The 18,561-nt window shown below is 39.7% G+C and carries 20 protein-coding genes, 2 tRNA genes and 2 pseudogenes; 15 read left to right on the top strand and 9 right to left on the bottom strand.

Annotated features, from left to right (window positions below; translation table 11 throughout):
• Positions 1-18: 18 nt before the first annotated feature.
• The 12 genes and pseudogenes from V757_RS27920 to phnP all read left to right on the top strand — a co-directional run.
• Positions 19-351: pseudogene (locus tag V757_RS27920) on the top strand (integrase core domain-containing protein); the annotation flags it as partial.
• A gap of 143 nt (positions 352-494) precedes the next feature.
• Positions 495-1,289 carry a phosphonate ABC transporter, permease protein PhnE gene (phnE, locus tag V757_RS19110; protein WP_031274297.1) on the top strand — a complete coding sequence of 265 codons (795 nt, stop codon included), beginning with the start codon at positions 495-497 and terminating at the stop codon, positions 1,287-1,289.
• Positions 1,290-1,317: 28 nt separating this feature from the next.
• Positions 1,318-2,076, top strand: a complete 759-nt coding sequence (locus tag V757_RS19105) for a GntR family transcriptional regulator (RefSeq protein WP_023950125.1) — start codon at positions 1,318-1,320, stop codon at positions 2,074-2,076.
• Positions 2,073-2,519 (top strand): phosphonate C-P lyase system protein PhnG, encoded by a 447-nt coding sequence (phnG, locus tag V757_RS19100; protein WP_023950124.1) that lies wholly within the window; start codon positions 2,073-2,075, stop codon positions 2,517-2,519. Before V757_RS19105 ends, phnG begins: the two co-directional genes overlap by 4 nt.
• On the top strand, positions 2,516-3,112 hold the full coding sequence (gene phnH, locus V757_RS19095) for a phosphonate C-P lyase system protein PhnH (protein ID WP_023950123.1): 597 nt from the start codon (positions 2,516-2,518) through the stop codon (positions 3,110-3,112). The genes phnG and phnH overlap by 4 nt, the downstream gene beginning before the upstream one ends.
• Before the next feature lie 2 nt (positions 3,113-3,114).
• Positions 3,115-4,206: a carbon-phosphorus lyase complex subunit gene (locus V757_RS19090; protein WP_023950122.1), complete on the top strand. Its 1,092-nt coding sequence runs from the start codon at positions 3,115-3,117 to the stop codon at positions 4,204-4,206.
• On the top strand, positions 4,199-5,080 hold the full coding sequence (locus V757_RS19085) for an alpha-D-ribose 1-methylphosphonate 5-phosphate C-P-lyase PhnJ (protein WP_023950121.1): 882 nt from the start codon (positions 4,199-4,201) through the stop codon (positions 5,078-5,080). Before V757_RS19090 ends, V757_RS19085 begins: the two co-directional genes overlap by 8 nt.
• A 2-nt stretch (positions 5,081-5,082) precedes the next feature.
• A complete protein-coding gene (phnK, locus tag V757_RS19080; RefSeq protein ID WP_023950120.1) occupies positions 5,083-5,868 on the top strand; it encodes a phosphonate C-P lyase system protein PhnK in 786 nt (261 codons plus the stop codon).
• Between the two features lie 20 nt (positions 5,869-5,888).
• Entirely contained in the window at positions 5,889-6,593 is a 705-nt protein-coding gene (phnL, locus tag V757_RS19075) for a phosphonate C-P lyase system protein PhnL (RefSeq protein ID WP_023950119.1), read from the top strand.
• Positions 6,583-7,728, top strand: a complete 1,146-nt coding sequence (locus V757_RS19070; protein WP_023950118.1) for an alpha-D-ribose 1-methylphosphonate 5-triphosphate diphosphatase — start codon at positions 6,583-6,585, stop codon at positions 7,726-7,728. The genes phnL and V757_RS19070 overlap by 11 nt, the downstream gene beginning before the upstream one ends.
• Positions 7,728-8,219 carry a hypothetical protein gene (locus tag V757_RS19065; protein WP_052019262.1) on the top strand — a complete coding sequence of 164 codons (492 nt, stop codon included), beginning with the start codon at positions 7,728-7,730 and terminating at the stop codon, positions 8,217-8,219. The genes V757_RS19070 and V757_RS19065 overlap by 1 nt, the downstream gene beginning before the upstream one ends.
• A gap of 64 nt (positions 8,220-8,283) precedes the next feature.
• Positions 8,284-9,042, top strand: coding sequence for a phosphonate metabolism protein PhnP (gene phnP, locus V757_RS19060; RefSeq protein ID WP_023950117.1), 759 nt, complete (start codon positions 8,284-8,286; stop codon positions 9,040-9,042).
• A gap of 155 nt (positions 9,043-9,197) precedes the next feature.
• Here phnP and V757_RS19055 read toward each other — a convergent pair whose 3' ends face one another.
• Positions 9,198-10,361: an alpha-hydroxy acid oxidase gene (locus V757_RS19055; RefSeq protein ID WP_023950116.1), complete on the bottom strand. Its 1,164-nt coding sequence runs from the start codon at positions 10,359-10,361 to the stop codon at positions 9,198-9,200.
• A 363-nt stretch (positions 10,362-10,724) separates the two neighbouring features.
• On the opposite strand from V757_RS19055, the gene V757_RS19050 reads away from it, so the two are divergent.
• On the top strand, positions 10,725-11,843 hold the full coding sequence (locus tag V757_RS19050) for a Fic family protein (protein ID WP_023950115.1): 1,119 nt from the start codon (positions 10,725-10,727) through the stop codon (positions 11,841-11,843).
• 33 nt (positions 11,844-11,876) lie between these two features.
• Here V757_RS19050 and V757_RS19045 read toward each other — a convergent pair.
• Positions 11,877-11,953: transfer RNA gene (locus V757_RS19045), tRNA-Pro, on the bottom strand.
• A gap of 804 nt (positions 11,954-12,757) precedes the next feature.
• On the opposite strand from V757_RS19045, the gene V757_RS19035 reads away from it, so the two are divergent.
• Together V757_RS19035 and V757_RS19030 are read left to right on the top strand one after the other, a co-directional pair.
• A complete protein-coding gene (locus tag V757_RS19035; RefSeq protein WP_315970372.1) occupies positions 12,758-13,093 on the top strand; it encodes a hypothetical protein in 336 nt (111 codons plus the stop codon).
• Positions 13,086-13,436, top strand: a complete 351-nt coding sequence (locus V757_RS19030; protein WP_023950112.1) for a helix-turn-helix domain-containing protein — start codon at positions 13,086-13,088, stop codon at positions 13,434-13,436. Before V757_RS19035 ends, V757_RS19030 begins: the two co-directional genes overlap by 8 nt.
• A 117-nt stretch (positions 13,437-13,553) precedes the next feature.
• Here V757_RS19030 and V757_RS19025 read toward each other — a convergent pair.
• From V757_RS19025 to V757_RS28625, 7 genes and pseudogenes are all read right to left on the bottom strand, one after another.
• A tRNA-Ile gene (locus tag V757_RS19025) sits at positions 13,554-13,630 on the bottom strand.
• 11 nt (positions 13,631-13,641) lie between these two features.
• On the bottom strand, positions 13,642-14,421 hold the full coding sequence (locus tag V757_RS19020; RefSeq protein ID WP_023950111.1) for a 5'-methylthioadenosine/adenosylhomocysteine nucleosidase: 780 nt from the start codon (positions 14,419-14,421) through the stop codon (positions 13,642-13,644).
• Positions 14,422-14,544: 123 nt separating this feature from the next.
• Positions 14,545-16,065 (bottom strand): lysine--tRNA ligase, encoded by a 1,521-nt coding sequence (gene lysS, locus V757_RS19015; protein WP_023950110.1) that lies wholly within the window; start codon positions 16,063-16,065, stop codon positions 14,545-14,547.
• Between the two features lie 2 nt (positions 16,066-16,067).
• On the bottom strand, positions 16,068-16,826 hold the full coding sequence (locus V757_RS19010) for an SDR family NAD(P)-dependent oxidoreductase (RefSeq protein ID WP_023950109.1): 759 nt from the start codon (positions 16,824-16,826) through the stop codon (positions 16,068-16,070).
• Positions 16,826-17,930, bottom strand: a protein-coding gene (prfB, locus tag V757_RS19005) for a peptide chain release factor 2 (protein ID WP_143000547.1) whose coding sequence is annotated in 2 segments (ribosomal slippage) — positions 16,826-17,848 and positions 17,850-17,930 — 1,104 coding nt in all. Because the reading frame shifts where the segments join, the coding sequence is not laid out codon by codon here. The genes V757_RS19010 and prfB overlap by 1 nt, the downstream gene beginning before the upstream one ends.
• Before the next feature lie 205 nt (positions 17,931-18,135).
• The gene (locus tag V757_RS29600) at positions 18,136-18,270 is read right to left on the bottom strand and encodes a hypothetical protein (RefSeq protein WP_256330876.1); all 135 of its coding nucleotides are present in this window, start codon (positions 18,268-18,270) and stop codon (positions 18,136-18,138) included.
• A gap of 3 nt (positions 18,271-18,273) precedes the next feature.
• A pseudogene (locus tag V757_RS28625) lies at positions 18,274-18,561 on the bottom strand (single-stranded-DNA-specific exonuclease RecJ); the annotation flags it as partial.

Genomic DNA, 18,561 nt, shown 5'->3' with positions numbered 1-18,561 from the left:
ATCTGATCGATAGAGGTCAGGAGGACAGAGTTCTGCGGTAAGGTAGAGCATCATGATTATGAGCTTTATCTAGTTATTAATGAAATTGAGCATACAAAGACTAAGGCTCGATCACCTCAAACCAATGGTATTTGCGAGCGCTTCCATAAGACCATTTTGCAGGAGTTTTATCAAGTAACGTTCCGCAAAAAACTCTATGCTGATTTAGATAGTTTGCAAAAAGACCTAGACGAATGGCTTGATTTCTATAATAATGAACGAACTCATCAAGGAAAGATGTGCTGTGGGCGAACACCCATAGAAACATTGATTGATGGTAAACAGATTTGGAACAGCAAAAAGCTGAGCTAAATCTAATCTGACAGACACCGCTTGTCAAACGGGGAACTGTCAGATGAAGTCTGAACTTCTACAGATTATTGCTGTGCCTTATCATCAAGCACTATGCTAAATAGTGCTTGATGACGGTGAATTTTTCTATTTATATCATTACTATGTCAGATACTACATTAACTTCATTACCACAAGCACCTAAATCATTTACCTTAGCTAAGCTATTTGTCTGGGGGGGATTGCCTTTGTCTTGGCATGGGCTTGGTGAAGGAGCTGAGATGAAGCCCTTAACGCTTATTAAGGATTCAGGCAATATGCTGACATTTGCTAAAGACTTTTTTCCACCAGATTTTTCTGATTGGAAATTGTATTTTAGAGAGATGATTATTACCGTACAGATTGCTATTTGGGGAACCGTATTAGCTATTTTATTAGGTATACCATTTGGTTTGATGTCATCGAATAATATTGTGCCTTGGTGGGTGTATCAGCCAATACGACGTCTAATGGATGCGTTTAGATCTATTAATGAAATGGTGTTTGCCATGTTGTTTGTCGTGGCGGTTGGCTTAGGTCCTTTTGCTGGGGTGCTGGCTTTATTTGTAGGAACGACAGGCGTATTAGCAAAATTGTTTGCAGAGGCAGTAGAGTCCATTGACCCCGGTCCAGTCGAGGGGGTTCGGGTAACTGGTGCGAGTAAATTACAAGAAATTATTTTTGGTGTTATTCCACAAGTATTGCCATTATGGATTTCATATGCACTTTATCGCTTTGAGTCAAACGTTCGCTCAGCTACTGTTGTCGGTATGGTTGGTGCAGGAGGCATTGGTGTGATGCTTTGGGAAGCCATTAGAGGATTTAATTTCACTCAAACAAGTGCAATTTTGTTGATTATTATTGTCAGTGTTACAGTGATTGATATGACCTCTCAACGTTTGCGTAAAATGTTTATCTAGTTTTCTCATTTGGTGAGTCAAGAGATTTATGGAAAAGCTTAACCGTTCATCTTCAAAGGGTGAAAACTTGTCTAGACAAGTTCAGCCGCTTTATCAGTCTATAGCAGGGACACTACGATCAGAATTAGTTCAATATCAAGCAGGTGATTTTTTGCCAGGTGAGTGGGTATTGGCAGAGCGCTTTGAAGTGAATCGTCATACGATTCGTCGAGCCTTAGATGTGTTGGTTCAGGAGGGAGCTGTCCTACGTGTACAAGGGAAAGGGACACAAGTATTAAGCCGTCCCTACATGTATTTTTTGAAAACCAATAAAGCCTTTAGTGAACAATTTGCTCAAAAGGGTATCAGCGTAGATAGTCGATTGCATAAACGGATGACTCGTGAGGGGCATCAGGATGAACTACGTCAACTTGGTTTAGATGAACACTCACGCGTCATTGAGATCCAAACCATTCGATGGATTAATGATGAAGTGATTAGTCTGATGAAGCATATTTATAGTCAAGAATTGGAAAAAGTATTCTCAGCGTATACTGATAAAGGCGGCTCAATTAGACATTTTTTAAAGCAACAAGGTATTTTTCTAAAAAGAGATTCCAGCGTAATAGGTGCTCGATTGCCTACTACGTTAGAAGCAAGTTTGTTAGGTGTGACACAAATAACGCCAATTATAACGGTGCTGACTGTGTCAAGAGATATTTTAGGTAATCCAATGGAACTCACCTTTTCAATTAATCGTGCCGATAGAGTAAATTACCACGTCACGATGAATGGGGATAATGAATGAATAAGACAAGACAGTTGACGGAACGTCAGCAATGGATGCAAATTTTAGCAAGAGCAGGAACAGCGTTGCTTCAGTTTGAAGATATATTGACACAACAACCCTATCAAGTAATCAGACCCGCACAAAGCGGCATGGTGATGGTCAGAGGACGAGCGGGCGGGACGGGTCAGGCATTTAACTTAGGTGAAATGACCGTCACACGTTGTGTTGTGCAATTAAATGATGGACGCACAGGTTATAGCTATGTTGCTGGACGACATCAGAAACAAGCCGAGTTAGCTGCTATTGCTGATGCACTTTTGCAAGGAAAAGAACATGCTGACATCAAGGCTCAACTTATTGATGTATTAGCACAAGCACAACAAACACAACGAGAACAACGTGCTGCTGAGGTAGCAGGCTCCAAAGTAGAGTTCTTTACATTAATTCGGGGTGAAGCATGATAGAAGCAGTTTTACAAAAGGGCTTTAATGATGAGGTGCAAGATGCACAATTAACTTTCCGTGCAGCATTAAAAGCTTTATCAGAGCCGGGGACTTATTGCCAAGCTGCCTCAGTTGCTCCATTAGCCTCATTGTCTGGTGTCGGTGTTGCGTTGATTCTCACACTTTGTGATAGTGATAGTCGTGTCTATCTAGGCAAGCCATTTGATAATGAGCAGATTAAGCACAACCTTTCATTTCATTGTGGCTGTCAAATCGTCACGGATATTGACCAAGCAGATTTTGTACTTATCACAGAGCAAGAGATTAACCTTTTGTCCTCATGTCGGTTAGGAACAGATAGAGATCCAGAAAAAGGGGCAACCGTACTTTTGCAAGTGACCTCTTTACAAGGAGGGGACAGTTATTGCTTGACAGGACCTGGTATTGAAACTGAAAAAATAATTAATCCTCAGGTGTCTGCTCAATTATGGGAGCTTAGACAGCAATTGAATCAATTTCCACGTGGTTTAGACTTTTTTATGTTTGATGCAAAAGCAATGTTAGGTATTCCTAGAACCACGAAAGTCAGCATGAAGAAAGTAGGAGAGTAATTATGTACGTGGCAGTAAAAGGTGGTGAAAAGGCAATTAGTCATGCACATAAACTTTTAGCCCATAAACGCAGAGGTGATACCCAATATCCTGAGTTGAGTGTCGAGCAAATTCAACAGCAAATGCCTTTAGCTATTGCGCGTGTGATGAGTGAAGGGTCCTTATATGATCCTGCCTTGGCGGCATTGGCGATTAAGCAGTCAGCAGGTGATTTACTAGAAGCCATATTTTTATTAAGAGCCTATCGAACCACCCTAAGTCGCTTTTGTCATTCATGTCCATTAGAGACTAGTGATATGCAAGTGGAAAGACGTATTTCGGCAGCTTATAAGGATTTACCCGGAGGGCAGGTATTAGGTCCTACATTTGACTATACACACCGATTATTAGATTTTGTATTAGCCGCAGAGCAAGATCATCAAGTGTGCATTGAAAAGAAAACAGTGGAAGATACTGAGTACCCAAGGGTATTACAAATGCTTGAAGATGAGGGGTTGATGAGAAGTGAAGAGTCTTCTAACCAACCAGTAGCAGATATTACGCGTGAACCGGTTGATTTTCCGACAAATCGTGCGCAACGGTTGCAAGCCTTAGCACGTGGTGATGAGGGCTTTTTATTAGCACTAGGTTATTCAACACAGCGAGGCTATGGACGAAATCATCCTTTTGCCGGTGAAATTCGTATTGGTTTTGTGGAAGTGTGGATTGAGCCAGAAGAATTAGATTTTGCTGTACCTGTTGGTGATATAGAAGTGACTGAGTGCGAAATGATTAATCAGTTTGTGGGATCGCTAACAGAGCCTGCTCAGTTTACCAGAGGATACGGCTTAGCATTTGGTTATAACGAACGTAAAGTGATGGGTATGGCATTGGTTGATAGAGCCCTAAGAGCGAAAGAGTATGGAGAGGAAATTACCTCTCCTGCCCAACAAGAGGAATTTGTGATGATGCATTGTGATAATGTCGAAGCGGCTGGTTTTGTGTCACATTTGAAATTGCCTCACTATGTGGATTTCCAATCAGAATTAGAGTTGATTAGAAAAATGCGTAAACCTTTACAAGATAAGGCTACACAAGGGGATGACAATGTCTAGTACTCAAACAAAGCCAATAGATAATGCGTATAACTTTGCTTATTTGGATGAGCAGACCAAGCGTATGCTCAGACGTTGCCTACTGAAAGCGGTGGCTATTCCGGGGTATCAAGTGCCTTTTGGTGGACGTGAAATGCCTTTGCCGTATGGGTGGGGGACAGGTGGTATGCAAGTGACAGCGGCTATTTTAGGTCAAGATGATGTGTTAAAAGTAATAGACCAAGGCGCAGATGATACGACCAATGCTGTATCTATTCGACATTTTTTTGAACGAACAGCGGGTGTTAACACAACGGAAAAAACCGAGCTTGCGACGATTATTCAAACACGTCACCGTATTCCTGAAAAGGCGTTAAAAGAAGATCAAATTATGGTTTTTCAAGTGCCAATTCCTGAACCTTTGCGTTTTATTGAACCATCGGAAACCGAAACCAAAACGATGCATGCATTAAATGATTATGGTGTGATGCATGTAAAACTGTATGAGGATATTGCTCGTTTTGGACATATTGCAACAGCCTATGCTTATCCCGTACTAGTGAATGATCGCTATGTGATGGATCCATCACCCATTCCTAAATTTGATAATCCTAAGCTAGATAAAAGTCCTGCCTTAATGCTTTTTGGTGCTGGTCGTGAAAAGCGTCTATATGCTGTTCCCCCGTTTACTGAGGTACAAAGTCTAGATTTTGAGGATCATCCGTTTACTGTTCAACAATGGGATCATGCATGTGATATTTGTGGTTCTCGTCATTCTTTCCTAGATGAACTGATTACCGATGACCAAGGTGGGCGTAGTTATGTGTGTTCTGATACTGATTATTGTGCCGAACAAGTAGCTAAAAAAAGTGTAGAACAGCAGGAGGATAAATAGTCATGGCTAGTATTTGCTCACAACCATTATTGCAGGTGACGAATGTCACTCATTTGTTTGGACCAGAAAAAGGATGTCAAGAGATTAGTTTTGATTTATATCCGGGTGAAGTGTTAGGAATTGTTGGAGAATCAGGTTCAGGAAAATCAACCTTATTAAGTGTGTTGTCAGGTAGACGCTCACCTGATTCTGGCTCTATTACGTATCTTAATGCAAAAAATGAACGGACAGATTTATACGCTTCTACAGAGGCGCAACGACGGACCTTACTCAGAACAGAGTGGGGATTTGTTGAACAAAATCCTCGTGATGGTTTGCGTATTGGAGTGTCAGCAGGCGCCAATATTGGTGAACGCTTGATGGCACAAGGCGAACGGCATTATACAGAGTTACGTAAAGCAGCATTGCATTGGATGACACAAGTAGAGTTAGATACTAAACGTATTGATGATTTGCCTAGCACTTTTTCTGGTGGGATGCAGCAACGCTTACAAATTGCCCGTAACCTAGTTTCCAAACCTAGACTCGTGTTTATGGACGAACCAACCGCCGGGTTAGATGTATCAGTGCAAGCAAAGCTTCTTGATTTAATGCGGATGTTGGTAAGGGATCTAGGCTTGTCAGTTATTATCGTGACGCATGACCTAGCGGTAGCGCGCTTATTAGCGGATCGTTTGGTGGTTATGAGACGTTCACGTATAGTGGAAACGGGATTAACCGATCAAATATTGGATGATCCTCAGCACCCGTATAGCCAATTATTGGTGTCTTCGGTGTTACAGCCTTAATGTCTAAGGAGCAAAGAAAAATGACATTAATGTTAGATGTTAAACAGTTATCAAAAACTTTCACGCTGCATCAGCAACAAGGTGTTGTATTGTCTGTTCTTGCGAATACAGGATTCGAGGTAAACCAAGGTGAATGTCTTGTGTTACATGGACCGTCAGGGGTAGGTAAATCTACTTTATTGAGAACCTTATATGGTAATTATTTACCCGCAGGAGGATCGATACGTATTCGTCATAACGGTGATTTTTGTGAAATGGTAGGTACAGACCCACATCAAGTATTGGCAGTAAGACGGACTACTTTAGGTTATGTAAGTCAGTTTTTACGTGTGATTCCTAGGGTAACTTGTTTGGATGTAGTGAAAGAGCCTGCGTTGGCGAGAGGACATTCAGAGCAAGAGGCAGACAGTAAAGCCCGTGCTTTACTCTCTCGATTAAATATTCCAGAACGATTGTGGCATTTGGCACCAAATACATTCTCTGGGGGAGAGCAACAGCGCGTGAATATTGCTAGAGGATTTATGGTTCATTGGCCTGTGTTGCTATTGGATGAACCTACAGCCTCTTTGGATGAAATGAATAGAGCCGTGGTTTTAGAAATGATTGATGAAGTGAAAAAAGAGGGTACGGCTATTGTGGGTATTTTTCACGATAAGCAAGCCAGAGAAACCGTTGCAACACGTTATTATAATATGCTAACTCAGGAGTATGAAGATGTCGTCTAATATGTTGATTAAGAATGCACACATCGTTTTAGCAGACGAAGTCATTCATGGGTCTGTTGTTGTTGAAAATGGTCTTATCAAAGAAATTCAACAGGGAAATTCATCATTACCACAGGCAGTAGATTGGGAACAAGATTATCTAATGCCAGGATTTATTGAATTACATACAGATAACTTAGAGCGTTATATGAATCCCAGACCCGGTGTGGATTGGCCGTCACACAATGCTGTGCTTGCCCATGATGCACAAATCGTTGGGGCAGGTATTACCACTGTGTTTGATGCGCTCTCAATCGGTGATGTGAATCCTAAAGGAATGCGTTTAGCCCAGCTTCCAAGAATGCTCGAAGCCATTGAACATGAGAGTGATTATGGACATACCAGAGCAGATCACTTCTTACATTTGAGATGTGAAGTTAGTCACGAAAAAACATTAGATATTTTTAAAGAATTGGTCGATTACAAACGCGTTCATCTTGTGTCTATCATGGATCATACACCGGGGCAACGTCAGTTCGTCAAAATCGAAAAATATCGTGAGTATTACCAAGGTAAATATCATTTAAGCGATGAGGCAATGGATGCCTTTATCGAAAAGCAAACTCGTTGTGCAGAGCTATATAGCGATCCTTTTAGAAAGCAAATAGTGGAATTATGTCGTGCTAGAAATTTATCGTTGGCAAGCCATGATGATGCAACAGAAGAGCATGTAAAAGAGTCTGCTGAATGTGGTATGACAATTGCTGAGTTTCCTACTACTCATGAGGCAGCAGAACTAAGCCATAAATTAGGTCTAGCGGTCTTAATGGGGGCGCCAAATGTGGTTCGTGGTGGATCTCATTCAGGCAATATTGCGGCGATTGATTTGGCCAAAAAAGGTATTTTAGATATTTTATCTAGTGATTACTATCCAGCGAGTTTATTGCAGGCAGTGCGTATTTTAATGGATGCAGATATTGGTGTATCATTACCCAAGGCAGTGGATATGGTTGCTGGTGCACCTGCTCGAGCAGCTAACTTGCCGGATAGAGGACAAATTGCGATAGGGCTATTGGCGGATATTATGCGAATCCGTCGTAGTCAAAGCCAGTTTATTGTCAAAGAAGTGTATAAGAAAGGTAATAGGGTATTCTAATGCCAGGGCGTTTGGTTTATCTGATGGGAGCTTCTGGTGTTGGTAAAGATAGTTTGCTCAATGGTATTCGCACTAGTTTAGATGACCGTTTTCATATCATGAAAAGGTGGATAACGCGTCAAGATCAAACAAGTGCGGAAAGTGCATTTTACCTAACCGAAGCCGATTTTCTGGATAAAAAAGAGCAGGGTAATTTTGCCTTATGTTGGCAGGCTCATGGCTTATATTACGGTATTGACAAAGAACTTGATGATTTGTTATCACAAGGAAAAACAGTGATTGTAAATGGTTCGCGTCAATACAGCCCAGAGGTATTGCAACGGTATCCCAATGTGTTGGTCATTAATGTTATTGCATCACTAGATGTACTACGGCATAGACTGCAAACACGTGTCGAGAAAGTCAACAACAGATCGAACAGAGAATCAGACGCAATCATGAGATTGACGAATCCTTATATAGCCGATTGCAGCAACAAGGAGCTGATGTAAAATTGTTGGATAATTCTGGTACATTATCAGAGACTATTCAACAATTTTTACAGCTAATTCAATCATGATATTTACCTTTTTGGGTACAGGAAGCTCTTCTTTAGTGCCTGTCTATAACTGTCAATGTATCGCATGCGAAAGGGCGCGTTTACAGCCTGAGTATAAACGTCGCCCTTGTAGTGCGTTAATAGAAATGCCTGACGGTAAGTGGTTGCTTGATAGTGGTTTAACAGACTTAACAGAACGTTTTGCACCAGATAAATTAAAAGGTATTTTTCAAACACATTATCATGCGGATCATGCGCAAGGATTATTACATTTACGTTGGGGCAAGGATTTAACCATCCCTGTGTATGGTCCCGCTGATCCAGATGGTTTAGCTGATTTATATAAACATCCAGGTATTTTAGATTTTAGCCCTACTTTTGAAGCCTTTGAGACTAAAGCATTTTCCGGCTTTTATATGACGGCATTACGGATGGAGCATTCTAAGCTAACTTATGGTTATCTGGTATCAACGACACAAGGAACTAATCTAGCTTATTTGACTGATACGAAAGGCTTGAGTGAAGAGGTAACACAATTTTTGAGGTCAGTATCGTTAGACTATGCGGTTATTGATTGTTCTTATCCACCAATAGCTAACCCTAAAAACCATAATGATTTAACACTAGCATTAGAATGCTTAAATACTATTGAGGCAACAAACTCTTATCTTACCCACATTGATCATAAGGTTGATACTTATCTTATGCAAAACTCTTGTGCGTTACCTGACAATGTACAAGTCGCAAGAGATAATTTATCGTTAACATTGGTATAAAAAATGGTCTGTATACATGAATGTATGACAGACCGTTTGCGTGTCGATAGACTAACGCATTAGCATTAACGCTGAGCATTTAACCTCGTAGAGGCTTAATCCCAATTCACAATAGCAAAATAGGATAGCTGTGCTAAGTGAGAGGGTGGATAGCTTTAGGCTTTAGGGGTGACTAAAATATCTTTAGTCACATTGTTAATATCTGTATGACCGCAGAAAGCCATTGAGACATCTAACTCTTTTTGAATAATATCAAGTGCTTTATAAACACCTTCTTGACCATAAGCGCCTAACCCATAGAGGAAAGAGCGACCAATTAACGTCCCCTTAGCACCTAGGGCATAAGCACGTAACACATCTTGCCCACCACGAATACCGCCATCCATCCAAACTTCCATCGAACTGTTTAAACGATTAACAGCTTCTACAATATCAGGTAAGGCATGAATAGTAGAAGGAGCACCGTCTAATTGACGTCCACCGTGATTGGATACAACAATAGCATCAGCACCACATTTCACCGCCATTTCTGCATCAGAGGCATCCATAATACCTTTAAGGATAATTTTGCCACCCCATTGCTCTTTAATCCAAGCTAAATCATTCCAATTTAAGGTAGCATCAAATTGTTCTGCTGTCCACATCGCTAGAATTTTCATATCATCGGCATCTTTGACATGACCTACAATATTGCCAAAACTACGGCGCTTTGTTTGCAACATATGCCAGCACCATTCGGGTTTCAGGGCCAAATTTAGCAGGTTTTTAAGTGTAGGTTTAGGGGGCGTAGAAAGTCCATTTTTAATATCTAAATGACGTTGCCCTAAGACTTGTAAATCTAGCGTTACCATGAGCGCAGAGCATCTAGCCTCTCGAGCGCGTTTAATTAAGTCAGCCATAAAATCACGATCTTTCATCATGTATAGCTGGAACCAAAATGGACGAGAAGTATGGCTTGCCACATCCTCAATAGAGCAACAACTCATGGTAGATAATGTGAATGGTACACCAAAATGTTCAGCCGCTTTTGCCGCTAAAATTTCACCGTCAGCACGTTGCATACCCGCAATACCAGTAGGCGCGAGAGCGACAGGCATAGAAACAGACTCACCAAGCATGGTTGTTTTGGTGGAGCGATTTTCAATATTGACAGCGACTTTTTGACGGAATTTGATTTTTTGCAAATCCGATTCATTGGCTTGATAAGTGGATTCTGTATAGGAACCACAATCAGCATAATCATAAAACATTTTAGGGACTTTGAATTTTGCAATTTTGCGTAAGTCTTCGATACATGTGATTTTGCTTAAGTCAGCCATTTTTTTTCCTACCTATAAAGGTATATTTTAACCCGAAGTTTTTTGAAAAGAGAAGTGATGACGGTTTATATGGCGTTAATTTGATAACAAGCATCAAAAACTGTTTAGTTAAAATAAAACCTACTCGGTGAACTGATTCCCATTGAACTACCTCTATAAGTAGTATCCAACTTATGGGGTGCAGTTCACGGTTGAGTAGGGGAATAGTGTTAGGTTAGTCTGGTATAGTCTTCACAGCAATTAATGGTATTAATGGTGGAAGCAGTGGAATTCGAAAATTCTCTTTATGCTACCTGAAAATTTCAGCAAATAATGTTATTATTTACCTTAAATTATAAGGCAAATAAATAAGGAATTTGACTGATGGCGTCTAAAACCCTTTATATATGGCAGCAAGATAATTGGAAAACATGGCAATATCAGCGCCATGAATTAATCGACTTGCTCAATCAGGTTTATCACCAGCAAGGTTTGTTGTTAGGGCGAATGCAAGAATTAGGCTGGGATTTACGCCAGCAAGCCAGTTTAACGATACTCACACAAGATGTAGTTAAAAGTAGCGAAATTGAAGGTGAAAAATTGAGCGTTCAATCAGTGCGTTCCTCTATTGCTAGAAAACTTGGTATGGATATTGGTGCATTAAGCCCTGTAGAACGATACGTTGAAGGCGTCGTTGAAATGATGCTAGACGCTACTATACATTTTAGACAATCCGTCACGGATGAACGCCTATTCTCATGGCATGCGGCATTATTTCCGACAGGATATAGCGGTTTGAGTAAGATAGCCGTCGCCCAGTATCGTGATGATTCACATGGTGCTATGCAAGTGATTTCAGGTGCGTATGGTAAAGAAAAAATCCATTATCAGGCACCACCAGCTGAAAATTTATCGTCTGAAATGGTTGAATTTCTAGATTGGATTAATCACAATACGCAACATGATAAATTTATTAAAGCAGCGATTGCTCACCTATGGTTTTTGACCTTACACCCCTTTGAAGATGGCAATGGCAGAATTGCCCGAGCATTAGGCGATTTATTGCTCACGCGAGCAGATGGTACAGCACAACGTTTTTACAGCTTGTCTGCTCAAATTCAAAAAACACGAAATGAATATTACTTTATATTAGAACAAACACAAAAAGGCAATAATGATATTACTGAGTGGCTAATATGGTTCTTACAAAGCCTAATCTCAGCCATGCAGGCAGCACAACTACAGTTGAATGACGTATTATTCAAAGCCAAATCTTGGCAACAATGGCGTGCTGTTTCTCTAAATGAGCGTCAAATAAAAGTATTAAATCGTTTGCTTGATGGTTTTGACGGGCAACTGAATAACCGTAAATGGGTAACAATGACAGGCTGTTCTCGTGATACGGCATTGCGTGATATCACAGATTTGCTAGATAAAGGGATTTTGAAGAAGTCAGAGAGTGGGGGAAGAAGTGTTTTTTATACACTAAATATCAATATTTAAATCAGTACGCTGAACATAAGTCCTTGAATTTGTTGGTCGGAGCGGCGGGATTCGAACTCGCGACCCCTTGCACCCCATGCAAGTGCGCTACCAGGCTGCGCTACGCCCCGACTAAGTCAGCTATTCTAGCATAGTATTTTGGTAAAATAAATAGTGTCTTTTTAATTATTAAAATCAATAACTTGGCTATTAAACCATGTTGCTTCACTAATCTCTTGATCAAAAAAAATCAATATAAATTTTGTTAGTTTTACTACTTACGTGGTAGTGCAAAAGACAATTATTTTCTTCATCGTAGAATAGACCTGATATACCATCGGCATAGTCAGGAATATAGCCGTATCTCATAAAATGCAGGTAGATATCCTCGGCTTCTTTGCCTAAATAAGGTGAGTCAGCATCAGTGCATTTTGGATAAATACATCTTGGTGCAAGTGGTAGATTAGGATGCAATTTTATTTTCATCATTAGACTTTATCTAGACAAAGTTTATTATTTACAGGAATGTTGAATTAGTATACGCAATTATTTAATACGGGCGTGTATCACAGGACATAAATATCCTAAATATTTGCTATAGGGCGTAATGTTCTTCTTGTTAGCAACGCTTAATTACTTAAACTAATCCAGCAATGTTTTATCCATGCAAGGGGCTATTATTTTGGTAGTTTCTTTGGTAATGTTTAGCATTTAGTATTATATGCCAGTGCAAGCACATAGGCAGAATAGATAGTAAAAGGTGCCATTACGAGCATAAGCGAGATGGTAAGCATTACTATTGATCATTCGCTATATGTATTAAGTAGAAAAAGCACTATTAAGTGTTTTTCTATTGCCTATCGTTTTTGGGGATCAGTGGTTGGTAGGGTAATTATCAATTCGACAAAATAAAACTTATTTTGTGTTATAATGCAATGTATTATAAAAAGGATGGAAAAATGTACACCATTGTTGAGAGTGAAATCTTTAAAGGTAAGGTAGGAAAAATCTGGACTGAAGAAGAGCGTTTAGAGTTTTTTACTTATCTTTCTCAAAATCCTCTAATGGGTGATGTAATCAAGGGGGCTCAAGGCTTACGTAAAATCCGATGGCAAACCCCTGGAAGAGGAAAAAGAGGAGGGGCTAGGGTTATCTATTTCAACGTATTTGATGATGGTTTTATTTTGGTTTTAGATGTTTATGTAAAAAATGAACAAGAAAACCTATCAAAAAAAGATTTAAAGTTACTTTCGGAGCGTAAAAATGCTTAAGAAACAAATTAAAGAAGCGACAAAAGACTGGGATATTGAGGCGATGTTGCAAGCGGTGGTCAGAGATGATCCAGAGATGAAAAAACATCAAGAGAGTCTACGTCAAGCCTTATTAGAGGCTAAGAGTGGACGCTTTGCTCGTAAAACAGAGGTTGAGGTGTCCCCTATTGTCCAGACTCGTCATAAAGTGGGCTTATCACAAAGTAAGTTTGCGAAACGCTTAGGAATTTCTGTTAATACTTTAAAATCGTGGGAGCAAGGGCAACGAAACCCAAGTGGTGCTGCCTTAAAACTCATTCAGCTGTTGGAGAAGCATCCTGATTTAGTGATGGAGTTGGCTTAAAAAAACAAAACCCACTCGGGGAGTGGGCTAGGGAAGATAATTTAACTATCTACTATAACCAATTTTTATCAATAAGCTAGTTTTTAAAAATCTAACTTATTGATTTTACTAAAAAATTGGTCCTCCCAGCTGGACTTGAACCAGCGACCAAAGGATTATGAGTCCTCTGCTCTAACCAACTGAGCTATAGGAGGTAAGCTGTCTATTATACTTTATTTTGTAGATTTTGCAAAAATTTAATTAGAATCTGAGAAGAAATAAAGCGAGCTACTTCTGTTAAAAAACGTTTGAAATCTGTATGAGCGGTGTGATCTGCTTTATCAGAAATAATACGCATTACGGTAAAAGGTATGTCGTATTCATAGCAGACTTGTGCAACAGCTGCGCCTTCCATTTCAGTACAGAGTCCTTCAGGAAAGACGGAAATAAGGTCAGCAGCAGTTATTCTATGTCCAACAAATTGATCACCACTAAGAATAAGTCCTTGATGAATGCGTAGGTTATCTAAAGAGAATGTTTTGAAAGCATCACGAGAAATGATCTCATGGATATTATCGTTGATACTTGGATCTAAGAATTCATGTGCTGAGTGTAGTAAGGCGTGATTTAACTGTACATCACTTTCAAAAAATGTCTTGCCTAATAAAGGCACTTCGTAGCGAGGGAAAAAAGGATATGCGTCTAAATCATGCTGACAAAATGAGGTACCAATAACAATATCACCTATATTCACATTGGGTGCTATGCTCCCAGCTAAACCAGTAAAAATAATTCGTTTAACATTGAAAGATTGGATTAACGTAACGCAAGTGGCACTAGCCGCTACTTTTCCTACTCTAGCTAGAACAATAATGCAATGCTGTCCATAGAGATTACCTTCATAAAAATCGCGTCGTCCAATGGTATGTTTCACCATATGCTCTTTCATTTGATCAAGTAAGTCAGCAATTTCTTCAGGTAAAGCCGCAATAATTCCGAGCGTCATATTAATCGTCCTAAGTAAATAGGGTAAACAGTTTATTGTTAAAAATTTTAAGTAGAAATAATGAAGGGCTTAACATATAAGCCCTTATAGTACCGTATTGAATTAAATTTCTTTAATCCTCAATTAATCTTCCTTGCGTAAGTGAGGGAAGAGTAATACATCACGAATGCTAGCGCTATCCGTAATTAACATCATTAAGCGATCAATACCGATACCACAACCACCAGCAGGAGGCATACCGTACTCAAGTGCACGAATATAGTCAGCATCATAGTACATTGCTTCTTCGTCACCGGCATCTTTAGCACGAACTTGAGCCATAAAGCGTTCTGCTTGGTCTTCAGGGTCATTTAACTCAGAGAAGCCATTGGCAATTTCACGGCCAGTGATAAATAATTCAAAACGTTCAGTGATACCTTCTTTTGTATCTGAAGCACGTGCGAGTGGAGATACTTCAACAGGATAGTCAATGATAAAGGTAGGATTCCATAATTGGCTTTCTGCTGTTTCTTCAAAGAAAGCTAATTGTAGACCACCAAGACCTGCGTTTTTAATGGCAGGATCATTCATATCCGCCCCTAATTTTTTCAACTCACTACGCAAGAAATCACTATCACTAAGTTGTGCTTCTTGGTATTGAGGGGCATATTTTAGTACGGCTTGAACCATTGTTAAACGTTCGAATGGTGACTCTAAGTCTAATTCTCGTCCTTGATGAGTAATTTTTGCTGTGCCTAATGTTTTACGAGTTGTCTCACGAATAATTTTTTCCGTGAAATCCATCATCCAGTTGTAGTCGGTATAGGCTGCATAAAATTCCATCATCGTAAATTCTGGATTATGTCTAGGACTCACACCTTCATTACGGAAGTTGCGATTAATCTCGAATACACGTTCAAAGCCACCAACGACTAAACGTTTTAAGTAAAGTTCAGGCGCAATTCTTAAGAACATATCCATACCCAATGCATTGTGATGGGTAATGAATGGCTTGGCAGAGGCTCCTCCTGGAATAGGGTGTAGCATAGGGGTTTCGACTTCTAGGAAACCAGCTTCTGTCATTAAACCACGAATTGCATTCATGGCAAAACTACGTTTTTTAAAGGTCTCACGTGTTTGCTCTGTCATGATAAGATCAACATAGCGTTGACGGTAACGCAATTCTTGGTCAGCAATACCATGGAATTTATCAGGAAGAGGGCGTAGCGATTTGCTAATTAATTCAACAGATTGAGCATGAATAGATAGCTCACCTTTATTGGTTTTAAACACACGACCTTTTACACCTAAAATATCACCAATATCCCAGGTTTTAAATGCCTCGTAGACGTCCTCGCCAATATGAGCTTTGTCTAAGTAGACCTGAATTCTACCTGTTGAGTCTTGTAAAGTGGCAAAACTTGCCTTACCCATGACACGCTTTAACATCATACGACCAGCGACACAAGCAGGAATTTCTTTAGGGTCTAATTCAGCCTTTTCTAATGAGTCATAGGCTTGATGTAAAGCTTGAGCTGTATTTTCTGGACGAAAACTATTGGGGAACGCTACACCTTTTTCTTGGCGGATCTTATCTAACTTTGCGCGTCGTTCAGCAATTAATCGGTTTTCGTCGAATTCAGGGGTTTGAGTTTGTTCTGTCATGATTAGTCTTTAATTAAACGAATATCTGCAAGGGTTTGAGTAGCAAAATCATCACTTAAACGATATTTTAAAATTTTATCTGCTACTTCATAAGGAGCACTAAGTGCTTGGTTTGTATGTAAATCTTTAAATCGTTGTAGATTAGGAAAGTCGTCTACGGTGGAATTACGAATATTAGCTTGCATACCTGTATCTAAAACACCAGGAGCTAACGATACAATTTTTGCAAAAGGAGCTTCTAGTTGAGCCACTTCACTATAACGGTCTAAGGCGGCTTTGCTTGCACAGTAAACAGCCCATCCAGGGTAGGCTGAACGCGCTGCTCCTGAGGAGATGTTGATCACTTGGATGTTAGCACCAGAATGTTGTTGACAAGCAGTAAGGAACACACTAGTTAGTGTGATAACGGAAGCAATATTTAGATTAAATGTATGCGCAATTTCTTGTGCTTTGTCAGATGTCAGCCCATTAAATTGCTTGATAGGACCTAGCTCGCCAGCATTATTAATTAATAAGTAATTATCAAAAGATTGATTTAAATATGAATCAATTTGACGGGCAATACAGCTTACTTGTTCCATATCGCTCAAATTTGCCGAGAAATGAATATGCTGACAGCCGAATTGCTTGGCAAAAGAGGAAATCGTTTCAATCTCATCTTGGCGAGCAATAGTGATTAAAACCTTGCATTCCTTAGCTAACTTTTCTGCTAGAGCAAGTCCCAATCCTCTGGATGCACCTGTGACAATGGCAATAGTCATTAGATTCCTTGTTTTAAACTAGCTTCAATAAATAAATCCAAGTCACCGTCAAGTACTTTTTGAGTATTTGAAATTTCAACATTGGTACGTAAATCTTTGATGCGACTTTGATCCAAGACATAAGAGCGAATCTGATGTCCCCAACCTACATCTGTTTTTGCATCTTCCAGTTTTTGTTGGTCAGCCATACGTTTGCGCATCTCTAACTCATAAAGTTTTGAACGAAGCATAGACATAGCCTCTGCTTTATTACGATGCTGAGAACGGTCGTTTTGGCATTGCACGACAATACCTGTTGGTTGGTGGGTAATGCGAACAGCAGAGTCCGTTTTATTAATATGTTGACCACCAGCACCACTAGCACGATAAGTGTCAATACGTAAATCAGCGGGATTGATGTCAATCTCAATAGAATCGTCAATTTCTGGATAAACATATAAACTAGCGAATGAAGTGTGTCGACCATTAGCTGAGTCAAAAGGGCTTTTGCGAACAAGGCGATGAACACCACTTTCTGTTCTTAAAAAGCCAAACGCATATTCACCTTCAACTTTAATGGTGGCTGATTTAATACCAGCAACATCACCGTCAGATTCTTCTAGTACTTCAGTTTTAAATCCTTTGCGTTCGCAATAGCGTAAATATTGGCGTAATAACATAGAAGCCCAGTCTTGCGCTTCAGTACCACCAGCTCCTGCCTGAATATCGATAAAGCAATTCATCGGGTCAGCCGGATTGTTGAACATACGTCTGAATTCAAAACCTTCAATAATTTCGCCATATTTTTTAGCATCTTCTTCAATGGCTAAAAGTGTTTCATCATCATTGTCACTACTGGCGAGTTCGAATAGATCTTGACTATCTTTAATGGATTGTTGAAGCTCAGTTAGAACAAGGACAATATTTTCTAGGTTCTTTTTTTCTCGACCGAGTTCTTGTGCTTTTTCAGGATTTTCCCAAATTGTAGGGTCTTCCATTTCTAGATTAACCACTTGTAGGCGCTCTGACTTCGTATCAAAGTCAAAGATACCCCCTAAGGGCTTTTTCACGCTCTGCATAGTCAGCTAAAGTGTCGGCTAGCTGATTCTGACGTTCAACTTCCATGTAAATTCCAGTGATAATTTTAAAGATTAAGCTGATTATTTTACCTTATTTAGACTAATTAGATACAGTCTGAACAGCTAATCATTGAATTTGCTTGAGAAAATGAATAAAGGGCATGAATAAAGAACAAGACGACGAAAACAAGAAACATCTATCACATAGAAAAATTTCTTGTTGCTTGCTCAAAATACGGGGATTTAACTAATTATTTAGGCTGATTAATATTGCCAAAAGCACCACCAACTGTACCGACTACGCCATCAACAGACGCATTGGGGTCTACCATATGGCAAGCCTGCAAAAGAAGGATAAAGCTGAATAAAATTAATTTTTTCATCATTTTTTACATAGCATGTCTAACCATTAATTGAGTATAGACATTTCCATTCCAGTAATTAGGGACAAACTCATAGACTAATTCTACGGTATTATCAACACTTTCTGTGTGATTAAACCAAATAGCATCAAATATCATACCATCACGTTCTACTTGTAGTTTTAGGTGTTTTTCTTTTAATAATCGCTGATTTCTAACGCTAAAGACATCTCTAAATAAGGGGGGAGGAAAACCTGCACCCCAGACAAATTGACTCAAGCCAACCGCTGTTTCTGCTGTTGCATAAGCGACATC

It is taken from the genome of Pelistega indica (assembly GCF_000506865.1).
In the GTDB taxonomy this organism is placed as follows: Bacteria; Pseudomonadota; Gammaproteobacteria; order Burkholderiales; family Burkholderiaceae_B; genus Taylorella; species Taylorella indica.
This window is presented reverse-complemented; position numbering and strand designations above follow the sequence as displayed.